This window comes from Streptomyces longhuiensis (assembly GCF_020616555.1).
GTDB lineage: Bacteria > Actinomycetota > Actinomycetes > Streptomycetales > Streptomycetaceae > Streptomyces > Streptomyces longhuiensis.
Map to the genome: position 1 here is coordinate 3,870,957 of NZ_CP085173.1, position 18,759 is coordinate 3,889,715.

Genomic DNA, 18,759 nt, shown 5'->3' on the forward strand with positions numbered 1-18,759 from the left:
AAGCACAACTTAGGTTAGGCTAACCTAAGTCACGTGCTGGGACCTCGCCCTTTCCCATGCCGTCCGTCTTCCCCGCTCACCCGCACTCCTGCCCCCATCCGGAGGACCGTCCATGCGCTCGCACCTGCTCAACGACACGACCGCGGAGCACTACCGCCGTTCCGTGACCGAGGGAATCGAGCGGGTGGCGGCCAAACTCGCCACCACCGACCGGCCGTTCACCGGGGTCACGGTCGACGAGCTCACGCCCCGCATCGACGCCGTCGACCTGGACAAGCCGCTCCTCGACACCACCGCCGCCCTGGACGAGCTCGAAGAGGTCTACCTCCGCGACGCGGTCTACTTCCACCACCCGCGCTACCTCGCCCACCTCAACTGCCCGGTCGTCATCCCGGCCGTGGTCGGCGAGGCCGTGCTCTCCGCGGTCAACTCCTCGCTGGACACCTGGGACCAGTCCGCCGGCGGCACCCTGATCGAGCGCAAGCTCATCGACTGGACCACGAGCCGCATCGGCCTCGGCCCCGCCGCCGACGGCGTCTTCACCTCCGGCGGCTCCCAGTCCAACCTCCAGGCGCTGCTGCTCGCCCGCGACGAGACCAAGTCCGAGAACGCCGAACACCCCACGAAAATGCGGGTGTTCGCCTCCGAGGTCAGCCACTTCAGCGTCAAGAAGTCCGCGACGCTCCTCGGTCTCGGCCCCGACGCCGTGGTCACCATCCCGGTGGACCGCGACAAGCGGATGCAGACCGTCGCCCTCGCCAGGGAGCTGGAGCGCTGCCGCGAGGAGGGCCTCGTGCCCATGGCGGTCGTCGCCACCGCCGGGACCACCGACTTCGGCTCCATCGACCCGCTCCCCGAGATCGCCGAGCTCTGCGCCCAGTACGGCACCTGGATGCACGTCGACGCCGCGTACGGCTGCGGGCTCCTCGCCTCCGTCAAGAACCGGCACCTCCTCGACGGCATCGAGCGCGCCGACTCCGTCACCGTCGACTACCACAAGTCGTTCTTCCAGCCCGTGAGTTCGAGCGCCGTCCTAGTCCGGGACGCGGCCACCCTGCGGCACGCCACGTACCACGCCGACTACCTCAACCCGCGCCGCATGGTCACCGAGCGCATCCCCAACCAGGTCGACAAGTCCCTCCAGACGACCCGCCGCTTCGACGCGCTCAAGCTGTGGATGACGCTGCGCGTGATGGGCGCCGACGGTGTCGGCCTGCTCTTCGACGAGGTGTGCGACCTGGCGGGCAAGGCCTGGGAGCTGCTCGCCGCGGACCCCCGGTTCGACGTCGTCGTCGAACCGCAGCTGTCCACCCTCGTCTTCCGCCACATCCCGGCCGGCGTCACCGACCCCGCCGAGATCGACCGCGCCAACCTGTACGCCCGCAAGGCGCTGTTCGCCTCCGGCGACGCCATCGTCGCGGGCACCAAGGTGGGCGGCCGCCACTACCTGAAGTTCACCCTGCTCAACCCCGAGACCACCGTCGACGACATCGTCGCGGTCCTCGATCTGATCGCCGGCCATGCCGAGCAGTACCTGGGAGAGAACCTTGTCGAAGCTTCCTGAGTCCCCTGATCCCCTCGACTTCATCGGGATCGGCCTCGGCCCCTTCAACCTCGGCCTGGCCGCCCTCACCGAGCCGATAGCCGAACTGAACGGTGTCTTCCTGGAGTCCAAGCCGGACTTCGAGTGGCACTCGGGGATGTTCCTCGAGGGCGCCCACCTCCAGACGCCGTTCATGTCGGACCTGGTCACGCTCGCCGACCCGACCTCCCCGTACTCCTTCCTGAACTACCTCAAGGAATCGGGGCGGCTCTACTCCTTCTACATCCGCGAGAACTTCTATCCCCTGCGGACCGAGTACAACGACTACTGCCGCTGGGCCGCCGCGAAACTCACCAGCATCCGCTTCGGCACGACCGTCACACAGGTCTCGTACGACGAGGCCGCCGAGGTGTACGTCGTGAGCACCGAGAGCGGCGAGACCCACCGCGCGCCGCGCCTCGTCCTCGGCACCGGCACCCCGCCGCACATCCCCGAGCCCTGCCGGGGTCTCGGCGGCGACGCGATCCACAACTCCCGCTACCTGCACCACAAGCAGGAGCTCCAGCAGAAGGACTCGATCACCCTCGTCGGCAGCGGCCAGTCCGCCGCGGAGATCTACTACGACCTCCTCAGCGAGATCGACGTCCATGGCTACCGCCTCAACTGGGTCACCCGCTCCCCGCGCTTCTTCCCTCTCGAGTACACGAAACTGACGCTGGAGATGACCTCTCCCGAGTACGTGGACTACTTCCACGCGCTGCCCGAGGAGACCCGCTACCGCCTGGAGACCCAGCAGAAGAACCTCTTCAAGGGCATCGACGGCGACCTCATCAACGAGATCTTCGACCTGCTCTACCAGAAGAACCTGGCCGGCCCCGTCCCCACCCGACTGCTCACCAACTCGGCTCTGCGGAGCGCGAGTTACGAGAACGGCACGTACACGCTCGGCCTGCGCCAGGAGGAGCAGGACAAGGACTTCGAGCTGCGCACCGACGGCCTGATCCTGGCCACGGGCTACAAGTACGAGACGCCCGCCTTCCTGGAGCCGGTCCGCGACCGGCTCAACTGGGACAGCCGGGGCCGCTTCGACCTCGCCCGCAACTACTCCGTCGACACCACGGGCCGCGGTGTGTTCGTCCAGAACGCCGGCGTGCACACGCACTCGATCACCTCGCCCGACCTGGGCATGGGCGCGTACCGCAACGCGTACATCATCCGTGAGCTGCTCGGCACCGAGTACTACCCCGTAGAAAAGACCATCGCGTTCCAGGAGTTCGCCGCATGAGCACCCCCACCGGCTCCCCCACCGGCTCCCCCACCGGCACCTTCAGCATCCGCCCTCTCGACCCGATCGCGGACGCCGAGCTGCTCCACCGCTGGGTCACCGACCCCAAGGCCGCGTTCTGGCTGATGCAGGACGCGAAACTGCAGGACGTGGAGCGCGAGTACATGGCGATAGCCGCCGCCGCGCACCACGACGCGTTCATAGGCCTCCACGACGGCGAACCCGCCTTCCTCATGGAGCGCTACGACCCGGCCCACGTCGAACTCGTCGGCCTGTACGAGCCCGAGCCCGGCGACGTCGGCATGCACTTCCTGACGGCGCCCAGCGACGTCCGCATCCCCGGCTTCACCCGCGCCGTGATCACCACGGTGATGGAGTTCCTGTTCGCCGACCCGGCGGCCAAGCGCGTCGTCGTCGAGCCCGACGTGCGCAACAAGGCCGTGCACGCCCTGAACGAGGCCGTCGGCTTCGTCCCCGCGCGCGTCGTCCAGAAGCCGGAGAAGCAGGCGCTGCTCAGCTTCTGCACGCGCGAGCAGTTCCTCGCCGCCACGGGGGTGGCCGCCGTATGACGCTCTCCGACGCCGTCACCCATCTCTCCCCCGAGCGCTGGGCCGAGGCCAACCGCCTCCTCATCCGCAAGGCACTCGCCGAGTTCACCCACGAGCGCCTCCTCACGCCGGAGTCCCTCGGCGACGACCGGTACTCGGTGCGCTCCGACGACGGCGCGACCGAGTACCGCTTCACCGCCCGCCGCCTGCGTCTGGACCACTGGCAGGTCTGCGCGGACTCGGTCTCGCGTCACCGCGACGGCGCCGAACTCGCGCTCAGCGCACTGGAGTTCCTCATCGAGCTGAAGACCTCGCTCGGCCTGAGCGACGCGATCCTGCCGGTCTACCTGGAAGAGATCTCCTCCACCCTCTCCGGCACCTGCTACAAGCTCGCCAAGAACCCGGTCACCGCGGCCTCCCTCGCCCTCGACGGCTCCTTCCAGGAGATCGAGACGGGCATGACCGAGGGCCACCCCTGCTTCGTCGCCAACAACGGCAGGCTCGGCTTCGGCGTCCACGAGTACCTCTCGTACGCCCCCGAGACCGCGAGCCCGATCAGGCTGATCTGGCTGGCGGCGACACGGGAGCGGGCCGCGTTCACGGCCGGTGCCGGACTCGACTACGAGTCCCACCTGCGGGCCGAACTCGGTGAGGAGACCCTCGCGCGGTTCACCGCCACGCTCACGGACCAGGGACTGGACCCGGACGACTACCTGCTGATCCCCGTCCACCCCTGGCAGTGGTGGAACAAGCTGTCGGTCACCTTCGCGGCCGAGGTCGCCCAGCGCCATCTGGTGCTCCTCGGCGAGGGCGACGACGAGTACCTCGCCCAGCAGTCGATCCGCACGTTCTTCAACACGTCGCACCCGGACCGGCACTACGTGAAGACGGCCCTGTCCGTCATCAACATGGGCTTCATGCGTGGCCTGTCCGCCTCGTACATGGAGGCCACGCCGGCCATCAACGACTGGCTCGCGCAGCTCATCGAGAACGACGAGGTCCTCAAGGGGACCGGCCTGTCGATCATCCGAGAGCGTGCCGCCGTCGGCTACCGGCACCTGGAGTACGAGGCCGCGACCGACCGCTACTCCCCGTACCGCAAAATGCTCGCCGCCCTGTGGCGCGAGTCGCCCGTCCCGTCCCTGGCCGACGGGGAGCGCCTCGCCACCATGGCCTCGCTGCTCCATGTCGACGCCGACGGCCGCTCGTTCGCCGCGGCTCTCATCGAGCGCTCGGGCCTGACGCCCGCCGAGTGGCTGCGCCCCTACCTGCGGTCGTACCTCACGCCGCTGCTGCACAGCTTCTACGCGTACGACCTCGTGTACATGCCGCACGGCGAGAACGTCATCCTGGTGCTCGGCGAGGACGGCACGGTCCAGCGGGCGATCTTCAAGGACATCGCCGAGGAGATCGCGGTCATGGACCCCGACGCGGTCCTCCCGCCGGGCGTCGACCGGATCCGGGTCGAGGTTCCCGACGACCAGAAACTGCTGTCCATCTTCACGGACGTCTTCGACTGCTTCTTCCGCTTCCTCGCGGCGAACCTGGTCACGGAGGGCGTGCTCGACGAGGACACGTTCTGGCAGGCGGTCGCCGACTGTGTCCGCGACTACCAGGATTCGGCTCCCCAACTCGCCGACAAATTCCGGCAGTACGACATGTTCGCCCCGGAGTTCACGCTGTCCTGCCTCAACCGGCTCCAGCTGCGCAACAACGAGCAGATGGTGGACCTCGCGGACCCGGCGGGGGCCCTTCAGCTGATCGGGACACTGCCGAACCCGATCGCGTAGACGTGAGCGGGGCTCCGGAGACGCCGCAGTTCACAGCGACTGCGTCGCGGGTCCGGAGCCCCGCTCACTTGTCTGCTTCCCCCTAGCCGGCGGGCCAGGGCACCTGCGTCGACTTGTAGTAGCCGATGCCGAGCGCGTCCCAGCGCGGAGCCTGCGCCGCGAGCCGCACCTTGTACGTGTTCCAGTCGTGCGTGGCCTCCGGGGACCAGCCCAGTTCGGCGACACCGGGCAGCCTCGGGAAGGCCATGTACTCGACCTGCGCGGAGGTCGACAGGGTCTCCGACCACAGCGGTGCCTCGACACCCTGGACGGCCGACGCCGGAACGCCCGGAAGGTAGCTGCCCGGGTTCCAGTCGTACGAGCGCTGCACCTCGACGTACCCGGCCCAGGCGAGGCCGAGCGGGGTGTCCTTGTTGTACTTCATGTCGAGGTAGAGACGGTCGGCCGGCGACATGACGATCCCCGTCCCCTGCTGCGCCGCCGCCGCGACCTGCGCCTTCTCGGCCGCGCTGGTCCCGTCGAGACCCCAGTACTGGGCGAGGGCGCCCTTCGCCGGAGTGGCGCCGGTCAGCTGGTGCCAGCCGATCACGGTCTTCCCGTACTTGGCGACGATCGGCTGCACCTTGTCCATGAACGTGACGTAGTCCTCATGGCTGGTGGAGTGCGCCTCGTCGCCGCCGATGTGGAGGTACTTGCCGGGCGTGATGGCGGCGAGCTCACGGATGACGTCGTCGACGAAGTCGTACGTGCGGTCCTTGTTGACGCACAGCGAGCTGAAGCCGACGTTCGTGCCGGTGTAGAGCGGCGGCGCGACACCGTCGCAGTTCAGCTCCGCGTACGAGGCGAGCGCCGCGTTCGTGTGGCCCGGCATGTCGATCTCGGGAATGACCTCCAGATACCGCGAGGCGGCGTACTGGACGATCTCCTTGTACTGGGCCTTGGTGAAGTAACCGCCCTGCCCGCCGCCGACCTGCGTGGACCCGCCGTACGTGGCGAGCTTCGGCCAGGAGTCGATGGCGATGCGCCACCCCTGGTCGTCACTCAGGTGCAGATGCAGCTTGTTGACCTTGTACAGGGCGAGTTCGTCGATGTAGCGCTTGACCTTGTCGACCCCGAAGAAGTGCCGGGAGACGTCGAGCATGGCGCCGCGGTAGCCGTACCGGGGGCTGTCCTCGATGGTGCCGCCCGCGACGAGCCACGGCCCGGTCTGCCTGCTGCTCTTCTCCACCTTGGCGGGCAGCTGCTGGCGCAGGGTCTGCACGCCGTGGAACAGACCGGCGGCCTTGTGGGCGGTGATGGTGACGGAGCCTCGGCCGGACACGAGCCGGTACCCCTCGTCCCCCAAGTCCTTGGCCCTGCCGCTGAGTTCGAGACGGATACCGTCGCGACCGCCCTGGCCCGTGATGGGCAGCCGGTAGCCGGTGGAGGGCCTGAGCACGCCCGCGAGGTAGCCGGCGACGCGCTGTGCCTCCTTCGAGTCCCGCTCGACACGGATCCGCGTCTTCGAGGTGATCTCGTACGCCGGTCCGCCCGCGGCCACCGAGGCCGGAGCGGGCACCACCTGGCCCAGCGGGGTCGCGGCGGCGGATCCCGCACCCGGTGACGGGGCGGCGCCGACGGCGGACACCCCCGCGGCCGCGACGAGCAGCAGCGAACCGAACAGCCGGGCGGTCCTGCGGCGCTGCTTCTGTTGCTGTCTCACAAACGGTCCCTTCGACGAGCGACTGGGTCGTGGATCGCGGGGGGTTTCACATCTGTGCAGCCGAACAGTCACCATGGGTACCGTCCGCCCCATGAGCGGGTCAAGGGTGTAGACCAATTCTCACCGACTGGATGACGCATCCCGGGGAGGATGGGGCGCAGGGCCCGCCCCTTCACGAAGGGGCGGGCCCTGACGTGGCGTCAGCCCCGACGCACCTTGCGCGCGATGACGAAGCGGTCGATCTCCTCACCGGTCTCCGCGAGGCCCCGCACCGTCAGCTTCGCCGTGCGGCCCGCCGGCGCCGGCTCCACGTCGACGCGCAGGAACGAGTAGTTCGTGTAGCGCACGCGCGACCAGTCGACGGTGACGTTCTTCTTGCTGCCGTCGGGCTGGACGACGAAGGACGTGAAGGGATCGATCTCCTTCTCGTGCCCCTCGTACGTGTCGTCGACCGGGAACGCGTACAGGCTCCGGCCCGCGGCGCCCGCGGTGACGTAGACGATGCCGTCGGTCTCGGGGTACGCCGTGCCGCCGATCGGCAGCTCCTTGGTGACCCGGTCACCCTTGAGCACGTCGGTGCGCTCGTAGACGTGGTTGTGCCCGTTGATGACGAGGTCGACGGTGTACTTCTCGAACAGCGGCACCCACTCCTTGCGCACGCCGCCCTCGGAGGCGTGGCTCGTGGCGGTGCAGTACGCGCAGTGGTGGAAGAAGACCACGATGAAGTCGATGTCGCGGTCGGCGCGGAACTTCTTCAGCTGGCGCTCGAACCACGAGGTCTGCGTGCCGCCGGACAGGCCGAGGTTGGCCGGGATCTCCCAGGACACGTCGTTGGCGTCGAGCGAGACGACCGCCGTGTTGCCGTGCACGAAGGAGTAGACGCCGGGCAGGTTCGTCGCGTCGGGCCCGTTGTCCGGCAGGGTGAAGCGGGCCTGCTGGCTGCCGTAGCCGTGCGGCGCGTACCAGGCCTCCATGTCGTGGTTGCCGTACGCGACCATCCACGGCACCTGCTTGGCGACGGACTCCGTCTGGGCGAGGAACTGGTCCCAGGTGCGGGCGTCGAACGTGTCGCCGGTCTGGCCCGAACCCGACGGGTCGGCGTAGGCGATGTCTCCGGCGTGCAGGTGGAACGCCGGGTTCTGCGCCAGGATCAGGCTGTCGTTGGCCAGCGCGTGGTAGCTGACGCCCTGGTCGCCGAAGGCCGTGAAGGTGAACGGCTCGCGGTGCGAGGGCGCCGTCCTGAAGGTGCCGAGCGTGCCGGCCAGGTGCGCGGCCGCCGGGTCGAAGCCGTCGTGGCCGACGCCGTAGTAGTAGGTGGTGCCGGGGCGCAGCCGGGTCAGCTGGGCGTGGAGGTAGTACTGGGTGTGGTCGGCGCCGGTGCCGACCCCGGCCGGGGTGTAGAGGGGCCGGACCTCGGCCTCGATCTTCCGCGACAGGTCCCAGGGGTGGACGCCGACGCGGATGTACGGGTTCTTGACGGCGACCGGGACCTGCCAGGAGACGGTCATCTCGGTACGGGCGTCCGCGCCGTAGGCGAGGTGGCGGGCGAATGGGGCGACGAGCGCGCCGTCGACCTTCTGGGCGGCGGGTGCATGGCCTGGGGTCCGCCCGGTCTGCGTGGGGACGGCGGCGCTCGCAGCGCCCGGCACGAAGGCGCCGCCCGCCATCGCGCCCAGGGTGACGGCGCCGCCGCGCATCATCGTGCGGCGGGAGAACTTGCTGCGCAGGTACTCGTGCTGCTCGGCCAGGCTCCGGTCGGCAAGCTGCTCGGGTACGCCCATACGGGGAATGTCCATGACCGGAAAAGTTGCTCGGGTCACTCATCTCGGCCGGATACGGCATGTGAACGCAACGGGAACAAGCGGCATGGCGCCCTTCAAGCCTTGACCACAGCTGTCCCAAGAACCCCGGCGCCCACGCCGGATGGCGCACCCCTGCCCGAAATCGGGCAGAATTCTTGCGAACACTCCCCTCTTCCTCCAGGATCATCCGAGTGCACGACGAACTTGTCGATCATCTGACGCGCAGTTCGCCCCTGAACCGGGGCGAGGCACTGCGGGTGATCCAGGACGTGCTCGCCTACTTCGACGAGACGACCGAGGTGTTCGTCCGTCGCCGCCACCGCGAGCTCCAGGGTCAGGGCCTGGTGAACGCGGAGATCTTCGAACGGATCTCGGCGGACCTGAAGTACCGCGCGGTCGCGCCGCCCGAGCTGTCCCTGCGGCAGCTGCGGCGCATCGTCTACGGCTAGAGGGGATCAGTACACATATGTGCGGAATTGTCGGTTACATCGGTAAGCGTGACGTGGCACCGCTGCTGCTCGAGGGGCTGCAGCGCCTGGAGTACCGCGGCTACGACTCCGCGGGCGTCGTCATCACCAGCCCGAAGGCCGGCGGCCTGAAAATGGTGAAGGCCAAGGGCCGCGTGCGCGACCTGGAGGCCAAGGTGCCCGCCCGCTTCAAGGGCACCACGGGCATCGCCCACACCCGCTGGGCCACCCACGGCGCACCGTCCGACGAGAACGCGCACCCCCACATGTCCGCGGACAACAAGGTCGCCGTCGTCCACAACGGCATCGTCGACAACGCCGCCGACCTGCGCGCCAAGCTGACCGCCGAGGGCGTCACCTTCCTCTCCGAGACGGACACCGAGGTCCTCACCCACCTCATCGCCCGCTCCCCCGCCGAGAAGCTCGAGGACAAGGTCCGCGAGGCGCTCCGGCTGATCGAGGGCACGTACGGCATCGCCGTCCTGCACGCCGACTTCCCCGACCGCATCGTGGTGGCCCGCAACGGCTCCCCGGTCGTCCTCGGCATCGGCGAGAAGGAGATGTTCGTCGCCTCGGACATCGCCGCCCTGGTCGCCCACACCCGCCAGATCGTCACCCTCGACGACGGCGAGATGGCCACCCTCAAGGCCGACGACTTCCGCACCTACACGACCGAGGGCACGCGCACGACCGCGTCGCCGACGACCGTCGAGTGGGAGGCCGCCTCGTACGACATGGGCGGCCACGACACGTACATGCACAAGGAGATCTTCGAGCAGCCGGAGGCGGTCGACCGCGTCCTGCGCGGCCGCATCGACGAGCGCTTCTCCGCCGTGCACCTGGGCGGCCTCAACCTCGACGCCCGCGAGGCGCGCAGCGTGCGCCGCGTGAAGATCCTGGGCTGCGGCACCTCGTACCACGCGGGCCTGATCGGCGCGCAGATGATCGAGGAGCTGGCCCGCATCCCCGCGGACGCCGAGCCGGCCTCCGAGTTCCGCTACCGCAACCCGGTCGTCGACCCCGACACCCTCTACATCGCGGTCTCCCAGTCCGGCGAGACGTACGACGTCCTGGCCGCCGTGCAGGAGCTGAAGCGCAAGGGCGCCCGCGTCTTCGGCGTCGTGAACGTCGTCGGCTCGGCCATCGCCCGCGAGTCGGACGCCGGCGTGTACGTCCACGCGGGCCCCGAGGTCTGCGTCGTCTCGACCAAGTGCTTCACCAACACCACGGTCGCCTTCGCCCTCCTCGCCCTCCACCTCGGCCGCATCCGCGACCTGTCCGTCGCCGACGGCAAGCGGATCATCGAGGGCCTGCGCAAGCTCCCCGGCCAGATCACCGAGATCCTGGAGCAGGAAGAGGCGATCAAGAAGATCGCCGAGGAGTACGCGGACGCCCGCTCGATGATGTTCATCGGCCGCGTCCGTGGCTACCCCGTCGCCCGCGAGGCCTCGCTCAAGCTCAAGGAGGTCTCGTACATCCACGCCGAGGCCTATCCCGCCTCCGAGCTGAAGCACGGCCCGCTCGCCCTGATCGAGCCGGCGCTCCCCACGGTCGCGATCGTCCCGGACGACGACCTGCTGGAGAAGAACCGCGCCGCCCTCGAGGAGATCAAGGCCCGTTCCGGCCGCATCCTCGCGGTCGCGCACCAGGAGCAGGAGAAGGCCGACCGCACGATCGTCGTCCCGAAGAACGAGGACGAGCTCGACCCGATCCTCATGGGCATCCCGCTCCAACTCCTCGCCTACCACACGGCGTTGGCCCTCGGCCGCGACATCGACAAGCCCCGCAACCTGGCGAAGTCCGTCACGGTGGAGTAGTCGGCCCCCGCAGTACGAGTACATGAGAACGGGTCCCTGTGCGCGCCACCAAGCGCACAGGGACCCGTTCTTTCGAGGGGGCCGGGGCGCCCATTCCCCGGCCCCCGGCTGTCAGCCGGTGGCCGTCACCCCCCGGCCGGCAGCACGCCCCGGCAGGGCCGTGGGCAGCCCGCCCAGCGCGGCCGTCGCCGCGTACCAGGCGAGGAGCCCGCCCACCGCGGCGAACCAGCCGCCGACCTTGGCGAGCCCGGCCGTGTCACCGAACGCGGCCACGGCGAGCAGCAGCAGGGCCACGCACAGCGCCCCGTACGACCCGCGGACCAGGGTCCCGGAGCCGGACGCCCCGAGGGTCAGGCTCAGCGCGAGCATCGCGAACAGGAGCATGAACAGCCCTTGCGCGTTGGCCGACATGGTGTCGCCGGCCGTGACGCCCCAGGTGAACCAGAACGCGCCGAGCGCGGCGAAGGCCGTACCCGTGGAGGCGTCACTGGCGCGGTAGGCGAGCAGGCCGGCGACGAACAGGGCGATGCCACCGACGTACGTCGCGAGGGATACGGCATTCGCGGCCGTCACACCGCCGATCACTTCCGTATGACCGAGGCCGAAGGCCAACAGGGTGAGTCCCAGGGCGAGATGGCCGAGAGTGGAGGTCGTGCTTCCCGCGGAGACGTCTTTGTCCACGGCGGGCTCCCTTCGTGCGGGTGCAGTTGTGCTGCGCGCGGTACTGGGCCCTGCGATGGTCCAGCGACCGGTATGTACCCTTCACAAAGGCACAAAGCACCTCTACGCGCGAGTAGGATTTGCCCATCTCGCCCGGAGCCAAAGGGAGTTAAGGGATGACGATGACCGGGCGCCTGGCGCGCCGCGCGAGCCGTCCCGCGACCGAGCCGAAGATCCGGCCGACGATCCCGTGCGTGGAGCCGACGACGATCGCGTCGGCCTCGTACTCCCGGCCCACCTCTTCGAGTTCGTGGCAGATGTCGCCGCCGCGCTCGACCAGGATCCAGGGCACCTCGGACAGATAGTCCGCACAGGCGAGTTCGAGACCGAGCACCTCGGTGCGGTGGTCGGGCACATCCACGAAGACCGGCGGCTCGCAGCCCGCCCACACCGTGGTGGGCAGCCGGTTGGCGACGTGGACGATGATCAGGCCGGAGCCCGAGCGGTAGGCCATGCCGATGGCGTAGGCGAGGGCGCGCTCGCTGGAGGTCGAGCCGTCGAAGCCGACGACCACCCCGTGCTTGAAGGCGGGATCGCAGGACTGACGTGTTTCTTCCGCCGCCTGGGGGGTCGCCGTGGGATCGGCGACCTGCCGCTTGCGGTCCGCGGGTTCAGGGAATTCGTGACCGGCCATGGGTATCTCGGCGATTAGGTCCTCTGGATCCTCGACGGATCCTCGGTGGAGGGACGACAGGGAGCGGCGGAGCTGTGTCCGGGAATCATCTTCCCAAGCCCATACCCCCAAGGGTACGGCGACACTCCTCCTCTGCCCAGAGTCGTCTGCCCGGTTAAGCGCACGCTCCGCGGCGTTCAGGGGAGCATGCCCGAGGCCGTGCCCGTATGGCAATGGTTGCTGCCTCGTACAGACGGTTTGCGTACGGTCCGGGAGCCCCCGGTTCGGCCGAGTGACCGGCCGGACCACCACGCGTTGAACGTGCGTACCCACAGCAACAGGGAGTGCGCCGTGCCCGGACCGTCCATCGTGTACCCGCCCGACGCCGCTTCAAGCGAGCGGCGGCCGCCCGAGGGCGCGTACGAGGGCCGACGGGAGACCACGGAACCGTCCGGCACGGACACGGTGAGCGACGTCGTCCGCTGGGCCGCGTTCAGCTGCGTCCTCGTCCCGGTCGTCCTGGTGGGGTACGGGATCTCACTGGCCGGGGCGGCGGGCGCGGCGCTCGGCCTCGCCGCGGTGACCGGGGCCTGCCGGGTGCTTCTGCGCCAGTCCGAGCGGTGCGCGGCGCGGCCGGCTCCGGTACGGTCCAGCGGCCACCGGGGCCGGCGCGGCGGGACGGTGCCGGGGGCGCGCAAGGGCGGTCGCCGCACGGGATGATGTGCGCCGGGGGGCTGACTGGTTTCCGCGCACTACCGCGTATATTTTCAGCCAACTTCGCCCGGCCGTGCATTTCTTGCCCTCACCTGCCTCCAACCCCCGTGCCACCAGGCATGAAAGGACCGTAGAAGGCGCTTGCGCCCTACGGGGACCGGCCACTGAGTTGAGGCGCACTTCCCTGCAACGCCCCCGAGTGCCACGCTTCGTGATCGAATGCTTCACGCCAAGTTGCCATGTCGACAATGTGCCGGATCCCCAACTGGTCACGACGGGACCACCGGACGCAGTAGATTCGATCATGACTGTCCATCGGCGGGGGACTCTGCAGGACCGAGGGGAAACGTGCTGGAGCGACAAGCCCGTCACACGACTAAGGGCGCCGCGACCACCGAGGGGGGCTTAGCGGGATGAGCCACGACTCCACTGCTGCGCCGGAGGCCGCAGCTCGGAAGCTTTCCGGGCGACGCCGCCGGGAAATAGTCGCGGTGCTGCTGTTCAGCGGCGGACCCATCTTCGAAAGTTCCATTCCGCTCTCCGTGTTCGGCATCGACCGTCAGGACGCCGGGGTTCCGCGTTACCGGCTGCTGGTGTCCGCCGGTGAGGAGGGCCCGCTGCGCACGACGGGCGGCCTCGAACTCACCGCGCCCCACGGGCTCGACGCGATCTCACGGGCGGGCACCGTCGTCGTGCCCGCGTGGCGGTCGATCACCTCGCCGCCCCCGGAGGAGGCCCTCGACGCGCTGCGCCGCGCGCACGAGGAAGGCGCGCGCATCGTCGGGCTCTGCACCGGCGCCTTCGTGCTCGCCGCGGCCGGCCTGCTCGACGGCCGCCCGGCGACCACCCACTGGATGTACGCGCCGACGCTGGCCAAGCGCTACCCGTCGGTCCACGTGGACCCGCGCGAGCTCTTCGTGGACGACGGCGACGTCCTGACGAGCGCCGGGACCGCCGCCGGCATCGACCTGTGTCTGCACATCGTGCGCACGGACCACGGCAACGAGGCGGCCGGGGCGCTCGCCCGTCGGCTCGTGGTCCCGCCGCGCCGCAGCGGCGGCCAGGAGCGCTACCTCGACAGGTCTTTACCCGAGGAGATCGGCGCCGACCCGCTGGCCGAGGTCGTCGCCTGGGCGCTGGAGCACCTCCACGAGCAGTTCGACGTGGAGACCCTCGCCGCGCGCGCCTACATGAGCCGCCGCACCTTCGACCGCCGGTTCCGCTCCCTGACCGGGAGTGCTCCGCTGCAGTGGCTGATCACCCAGCGGGTGCTGCAGGCCCAGCGGCTTCTGGAGACCTCCGACTACTCGGTCGACGAGGTCGCCGGACGCTGCGGCTTCCGTTCGCCGGTCGCCCTGCGCGGGCACTTCCGGCGCCAGCTCGGCTCGTCCCCGGCCGCGTACCGCGCGGCCTACCGGGCACGCAGGCCGCAGCAGGAGAAGCCGGTGGAGATCGCGGCGGCGCCAGGTCCGGAGACCCCGGTCCCGGCCCAGTCACGGCGCACCGCGGCGGCCGGAACCTACCCGGGACCCACCGCCTCACTGCCGACAGATCCGGGCAAACCGAGCTCGGACGCGTATGCGGCGGGGCGCGCGAGTCTGCCGGGGCAGAGGAGTGCGCCGTAGGGTTGGGCGCATGAACGATCGCATGGTGTGGATCGACTGCGAGATGACCGGGCTCTCGCTGGCGAATGACGCGCTCATCGAGGTGGCCGCACTGGTCACCGACTCTGAGCTGAACGTACTCGGCGACGGCGTGGACATTGTGATCCGCCCGCCGGCCGAGGCCCTGGAGACCATGCCCGAGGTGGTGCGGCAGATGCACACCGCCTCGGGCCTCCTCGACGAGCTCGCGGGCGGCACGACGCTCGCCGACGCCGAGGAACAGGTCCTCGCGTACGTACGCGAGCACGTCAAGGAACCGGGCAAGGCGCCCCTGTGCGGGAACTCGGTCGGCACCGACCGCGGATTCCTGCTGCGGGACATGCCGACGCTGGAGGACTACCTCCACTACCGGATCGTCGATGTGTCCTCGGTCAAGGAACTGGCGCGCCGCTGGTACCCGAGGGCGTACTTCAACAGTCCGGACAAGAACGGCAACCACCGCGCGCTCGCCGACATCCGCGACTCCATCGTCGAGCTGCGCTACTACCGCGAGGCGGTCTTCGTCCCGCAGCCGGGACCGGACTCCGACACCGCGAAGAAGATCGCGGCCAAGCACGCGCCGCCTGCGGAATAGCGCCTCGCACCGCATTTCCGACCCCTGTGTACGGGGTCCGGAAAAGGAGTGCACGAGCACCCCTTCGGACCCTGTACACTTTTTCTCGGCCGGTCGGAAGAACGACATACGACCGGACATGGTGGGTGTAGCTCAGTTGGTAGAGCACCTGGTTGTGGTCCAGGTGGCCGCGGGTTCAAGTCCCGTCACTCACCCTGAATGATCAAGGCCCGACCTGCGAAAGCAGGTCGGGCCTTAGTCGTTCCTAGGCCCTTGGGAACATCACGGGAACACAGCCCCCTCCCACAGCCCCCTCGCCGCCCGTATCGTCCCCCCATGGCGAGCATCGTTGAGCGCCCCAAAAAGTCGGGCGAGATCACGTACCAGGTGAAGTGGCGCGAGGGCGGCGCCTGGCAATCCGAGAACTTCGGCGACCCCGATCAGGCCGACCAGTTCAAGCGACTGGTCGAAGCCCACGGCGGCACCTGGCCGCACGGCTGGACCAAGGGCCTCGGCTTCGTCGAGCCCGAGACGCACCCGGACGACCACCTCTTCGCCGACTATGCGCACCGATACGTCGACGGCCTGAACACCGTGGACGACCGGACCAAGCACGACTACAAGCGGGACATCGAGAACCACTTTGTGGGCGTCCGCTACACCGACCCCGCCGGCATCGAGCATCGCCTCGGCGGACTGGTGCACCTCGGCCCGGACGGCACCGCCCACCCGGCGACCGTGTGCAACCTGACGCAGGCCGACGTGAACCACTGGGTCACGAGGCAGCGAACGGCCGTCACAGCCCCTGACGACCCTGAACGCGTACTGCGAGCCAAGGCGAGCCCCAAGAGCGTGGCGAACCGCCACGGACTCCTGTACTGCATCATGCAGGCCGCCGTGGAGGCTGAGCCCCAACTCCGCGAGTCGAACCCCTGCAAGAAGACGGGACTCCCCCGCCAGGACGATGGCACCGAAGAGGAGATGGTGTTCCTCGAACACGACGAGTACGCCCGCATCAGCCTCGAACTCCGCGCCCTGGACCCCAACGCCGCCGACCTCGCCGACTTCCTCGTCGGCACCGGCATGCGCTGGGGCGAGGCCACCGCCATCCAGAGCCGGGACATCAACTGGACGACCGGCAAGGTAAGCGTTCAGCGCGCGTGGAAGCGGCAGGACGACAACACGTTCGAGATCGGACCGCCGAAGACTAGGAAGGCGCGGCGGCTGGTGAAGTTGAACGAGGACCAGCTGGCGATGCTCCGCCGGCATGTGACCGGCCGCGGCCCGGAGGACTACGTCTTCCGGGGCGGCATGGGTAAGGCGTGGCGGCACTCGAACTTCTACCACCGCAAGTGGGAGCGGGCGTTGAAGGAGGCGATCAAGAAGGGGCTCACCAAGCGCCCGCGGATCCACGATCTGCGGCACACGCATGTGGCGTGGCTGATCGAGCAGAACATCTCTCCGGCGGCGATCCAGGCGCGCGTGGGCCATGAGTCGATCACGACGACGATCGACCGGTACGGGCACCTGCTGAGCAACCTGGACGACGAGATCAGTGCCGCAGTGGCCAACGCGATGCGCGTTGCTGCGCCTCGCGATGGTCTGCGGCCTGTCCGTTCCGCGTGATCAGTGGCCGGGCTGGGGCGAGCCGCCCCAGTTCTGGCTCCACTGGCCGTTGCTGACGATGTGGAGGAGGTAGGCGCGCATCTCCTCGAAGCACTGCTTGGTCATGGCGCCCTTGCGGACGAGCCAGACGAATCGTCCCTTCTCCTCGTCGGGGAGGATGGCGGCGCCATCTGGCAGGGTGGGGCGCCACTCCATGTCGAAGAGAGATTCGTCTTTGTGGGCGGTGGCTGGGGCCTGGTCGGCGGGCGTGTCGCCGTCGCTCCAGTTCTGGCTCCACTGGCCGGCGCTGACGATGGCTTGGAGATGTCGGAGCATCTCGTCGAAGCACTGCTGAGTCATGGCGCCTGTGGCCACGAGAAATACGAACTTCCCCTCGCGCTCCGCCGGGAAGATGGCTCTGCCGCCGGGGATTCTGGGGGCGAACTCCATGTCGAACTCTGCTGCGCGCTCTTCCGCCTGCGACGCGGTGTCGCCGTCGTCTGCCATTAGTCGTGCCCCTTTGCATGGCACACCGCACCCCGTGAGCGAACTCATGTTCGAAGTGCGAGTGATATGTGTGATCCGACACGCCCCCAGGCGGATCACCGACTTTGCCATACCGATCAAGATGTGACCAGAGGGTCTCATGATGTGACTGAAAGTAGTATTACCCGGCGAGGCGGGTCAGCGGTCCGCCTTGCGGGCCCGCCGGCGCATCACGATCTGGGCGAGTTCATCGAGTTCGTCGAGTTCATCCTCGGTCAGCTCCTCGGCCCGCGCCACGAAGAGCCGCAGGGCGCCGCGCTCGTCCCAGCGTTCAGAGACGAGCCCGAAGAACTGGGCGCTGGCAGCGCGCTGGAGGGCTACCGGGGGGAGCTGGAGGGCCGCAGCGAGGGCGCGTAGCTGACCCTCGGTCGGCGCCTTGACGCCGTGCCCCTTGGTCAAGTTATCCAGGGTGCCGCGCTTGTACAGAGGGCCGGCATCCGGGTCCTCTGGGTCGACGGTGAGGTCGGCCAAGGTCCTGAGCCCAAGGCCAAGTTCTCCCATTCGGTTGCGCACGAGGTCGGACAGGTCGGTCCGTTCCGTCGTCTCCTCGGCTGACATTTTCCTCGTCTCCGCGCGGGCGCTGTGTGGCGTGGTGTCCACGTGACTGCTGAGTCTCGTTTGGCATATGCGCTGGTAGATAGATCGCTAAAGCCATCTCGACAGCCACAGTGTCCAGGTTCTTGGGCGCCCTGCGCCACCCCACCAACAGGGCTTGACCAAATTCCCACCAAACGGCGCGTCCAATTTTCTGGACACCGCGTCCAGGTTCTGCCATGCTTCACGTGTCCAAGAAATTGGTCACCTTGTCCAAGGGGGTGAATCGTGAAGTCAGAAACCCGTTTCGAGCTGGTCCGGCCCGATCTTCTGCGCCTGCTCATGGAGCGCATCTACACCGGCGCCAGCATCAGCGGACGCGAGCTCGCCGCAGCGGTCGGCGTCCCGACCAGCACCATCAACGCGCTGCTCACAGGGACTACCCGATCCCAGCCGCAGTGGGTCGTTGACGCCATCTGCCACGAGGTCGGGATCGAACCGCTGTGCCTGTGGGCCCCCAAGGCCCGCGCTGCCCGAGCCGCCAGGCCCCAGCCCTCCCAGATGGCTGTCGCATGACCCGCAGCTACACGTACGCCGAAGCCGCGACAGAACTGCGCGTCGACGAAACCTGGCTGCGCCGCCACATCAAGTCGCTGCCGCACAGCAAGAAAGGCCGAGTCGTGACGTTCTCCGCCGAGGACATCGAGCGAATCGACTCCCTCCACCACTACGAGCCGAACGCGGGCCCTTTGGCCATCGTCCCGGCGCCCCGGACGGACGGGCCCCACCCGCTGGCGCAGCTTCGGCCGCTGCCGGCGCGCGGTGCGGCTCGGCGAACTGCCTGAACTCCCCATGA

The 18,759-nt window shown here is 68.8% G+C and carries 18 protein-coding genes and 1 tRNA gene; 13 read left to right on the forward strand and 6 right to left on the reverse strand.

Annotation, left to right across the window (positions count from 1 at the left end; translation table 11 throughout):
- Positions 1–112: 112 nt before the first annotated feature.
- From desA to LGI35_RS17885, 4 genes are read left to right on the forward strand one after another with little or no spacing between them, the layout of a single operon-like run.
- Positions 113–1,564 (forward strand): lysine decarboxylase DesA, encoded by a 1,452-nt coding sequence (gene desA, locus LGI35_RS17870; protein WP_227294802.1) that lies wholly within the window; start codon positions 113–115, stop codon positions 1,562–1,564.
- Entirely contained in the window at positions 1,521–2,828 is a 1,308-nt protein-coding gene (locus LGI35_RS17875; protein WP_451023560.1) for a lysine N(6)-hydroxylase/L-ornithine N(5)-oxygenase family protein, read from the forward strand. The genes desA and LGI35_RS17875 overlap by 44 nt, the downstream gene beginning before the upstream one ends.
- A complete protein-coding gene (locus tag LGI35_RS17880; RefSeq protein ID WP_227294804.1) occupies positions 2,825–3,397 on the forward strand; it encodes a GNAT family N-acetyltransferase in 573 nt (190 codons plus the stop codon). The genes LGI35_RS17875 and LGI35_RS17880 overlap by 4 nt, the downstream gene beginning before the upstream one ends.
- Positions 3,394–5,166, forward strand: coding sequence for an IucA/IucC family protein (locus LGI35_RS17885; protein WP_227294805.1), 1,773 nt, complete (start codon positions 3,394–3,396; stop codon positions 5,164–5,166). Before LGI35_RS17880 ends, LGI35_RS17885 begins: the two co-directional genes overlap by 4 nt.
- 82 nt (positions 5,167–5,248) lie before the next feature.
- Here LGI35_RS17885 and LGI35_RS17890 read toward each other — a convergent pair whose 3' ends face one another.
- Together LGI35_RS17890 and LGI35_RS17895 are read right to left on the reverse strand one after the other, a co-directional pair.
- Positions 5,249–6,943, reverse strand: a complete 1,695-nt coding sequence (locus tag LGI35_RS17890; protein ID WP_227294806.1) for a beta-N-acetylhexosaminidase — start codon at positions 6,941–6,943, stop codon at positions 5,249–5,251.
- A gap of 125 nt (positions 6,944–7,068) precedes the next feature.
- On the reverse strand, positions 7,069–8,649 hold the full coding sequence (locus LGI35_RS17895) for a purple acid phosphatase family protein (RefSeq protein ID WP_227300351.1): 1,581 nt from the start codon (positions 8,647–8,649) through the stop codon (positions 7,069–7,071).
- Positions 8,650–8,861: 212 nt separating this feature from the next.
- Here LGI35_RS17895 and LGI35_RS17900 point away from each other — a divergent pair, with 212 nt between their 5' ends.
- Together LGI35_RS17900 and glmS are read left to right on the forward strand one after the other, a co-directional pair.
- Complete coding sequence (locus tag LGI35_RS17900) at positions 8,862–9,119, forward strand: hypothetical protein (protein WP_100594082.1); 258 nt, start codon at positions 8,862–8,864, stop codon at positions 9,117–9,119.
- Between the two features lie 17 nt (positions 9,120–9,136).
- The gene (gene glmS / locus LGI35_RS17905; RefSeq protein WP_227294807.1) at positions 9,137–10,954 is read left to right on the forward strand and encodes a glutamine--fructose-6-phosphate transaminase (isomerizing); all 1,818 of its coding nucleotides are present in this window, start codon (positions 9,137–9,139) and stop codon (positions 10,952–10,954) included.
- 111 nt (positions 10,955–11,065) lie between these two features.
- Here the strand turns inward: glmS and LGI35_RS17910 are convergent, their stop codons facing one another.
- Together LGI35_RS17910 and LGI35_RS17915 are read right to left on the reverse strand one after the other, a co-directional pair.
- Positions 11,066–11,635, reverse strand: coding sequence for a GPR1/FUN34/YaaH family transporter (locus LGI35_RS17910; protein WP_227294808.1), 570 nt, complete (start codon positions 11,633–11,635; stop codon positions 11,066–11,068).
- A 148-nt stretch (positions 11,636–11,783) separates the two neighbouring features.
- A complete protein-coding gene (locus LGI35_RS17915; RefSeq protein WP_227294809.1) occupies positions 11,784–12,308 on the reverse strand; it encodes a universal stress protein in 525 nt (174 codons plus the stop codon).
- A 330-nt stretch (positions 12,309–12,638) separates the two neighbouring features.
- Between LGI35_RS17915 and LGI35_RS17920 the strand changes: the two genes are divergently transcribed.
- From LGI35_RS17920 to LGI35_RS17940, 5 genes are all read left to right on the forward strand, one after another.
- Positions 12,639–13,007 carry a hypothetical protein gene (locus LGI35_RS17920; RefSeq protein WP_376219141.1) on the forward strand — a complete coding sequence of 123 codons (369 nt, stop codon included), beginning with the start codon at positions 12,639–12,641 and terminating at the stop codon, positions 13,005–13,007.
- Between the two features lie 407 nt (positions 13,008–13,414).
- A complete protein-coding gene (locus tag LGI35_RS17925; protein WP_227294810.1) occupies positions 13,415–14,626 on the forward strand; it encodes a helix-turn-helix domain-containing protein in 1,212 nt (403 codons plus the stop codon).
- A 10-nt stretch (positions 14,627–14,636) separates the two neighbouring features.
- Positions 14,637–15,239: an oligoribonuclease gene (orn, locus tag LGI35_RS17930; protein WP_227294811.1), complete on the forward strand. Its 603-nt coding sequence runs from the start codon at positions 14,637–14,639 to the stop codon at positions 15,237–15,239.
- A gap of 121 nt (positions 15,240–15,360) precedes the next feature.
- Positions 15,361–15,433: transfer RNA gene (locus LGI35_RS17935), tRNA-His, on the forward strand.
- Between the two features lie 121 nt (positions 15,434–15,554).
- Positions 15,555–16,844, forward strand: a complete 1,290-nt coding sequence (locus LGI35_RS17940; RefSeq protein WP_227294812.1) for a tyrosine-type recombinase/integrase — start codon at positions 15,555–15,557, stop codon at positions 16,842–16,844.
- Here the strand turns inward: LGI35_RS17940 and LGI35_RS17945 are convergent, their stop codons facing one another.
- Positions 16,845–17,330: a hypothetical protein gene (locus tag LGI35_RS17945; protein ID WP_227294813.1), complete on the reverse strand. Its 486-nt coding sequence runs from the start codon at positions 17,328–17,330 to the stop codon at positions 16,845–16,847.
- Positions 17,331–17,507: 177 nt separating this feature from the next.
- The gene (locus LGI35_RS17950; RefSeq protein ID WP_227294814.1) at positions 17,508–17,927 is read right to left on the reverse strand and encodes an XRE family transcriptional regulator; all 420 of its coding nucleotides are present in this window, start codon (positions 17,925–17,927) and stop codon (positions 17,508–17,510) included.
- 264 nt (positions 17,928–18,191) lie between these two features.
- Here LGI35_RS17950 and LGI35_RS17955 point away from each other — a divergent pair, with 264 nt between their 5' ends.
- Together LGI35_RS17955 and LGI35_RS17960 are read left to right on the forward strand one after the other, a co-directional pair.
- The gene (locus LGI35_RS17955) at positions 18,192–18,479 is read left to right on the forward strand and encodes a helix-turn-helix domain-containing protein (protein WP_227294815.1); all 288 of its coding nucleotides are present in this window, start codon (positions 18,192–18,194) and stop codon (positions 18,477–18,479) included.
- Positions 18,476–18,748: a helix-turn-helix domain-containing protein gene (locus LGI35_RS17960; protein ID WP_227294816.1), complete on the forward strand. Its 273-nt coding sequence runs from the start codon at positions 18,476–18,478 to the stop codon at positions 18,746–18,748. The genes LGI35_RS17955 and LGI35_RS17960 overlap by 4 nt, the downstream gene beginning before the upstream one ends.
- The last annotated feature ends 11 nt before the right edge of the window (positions 18,749–18,759 follow it).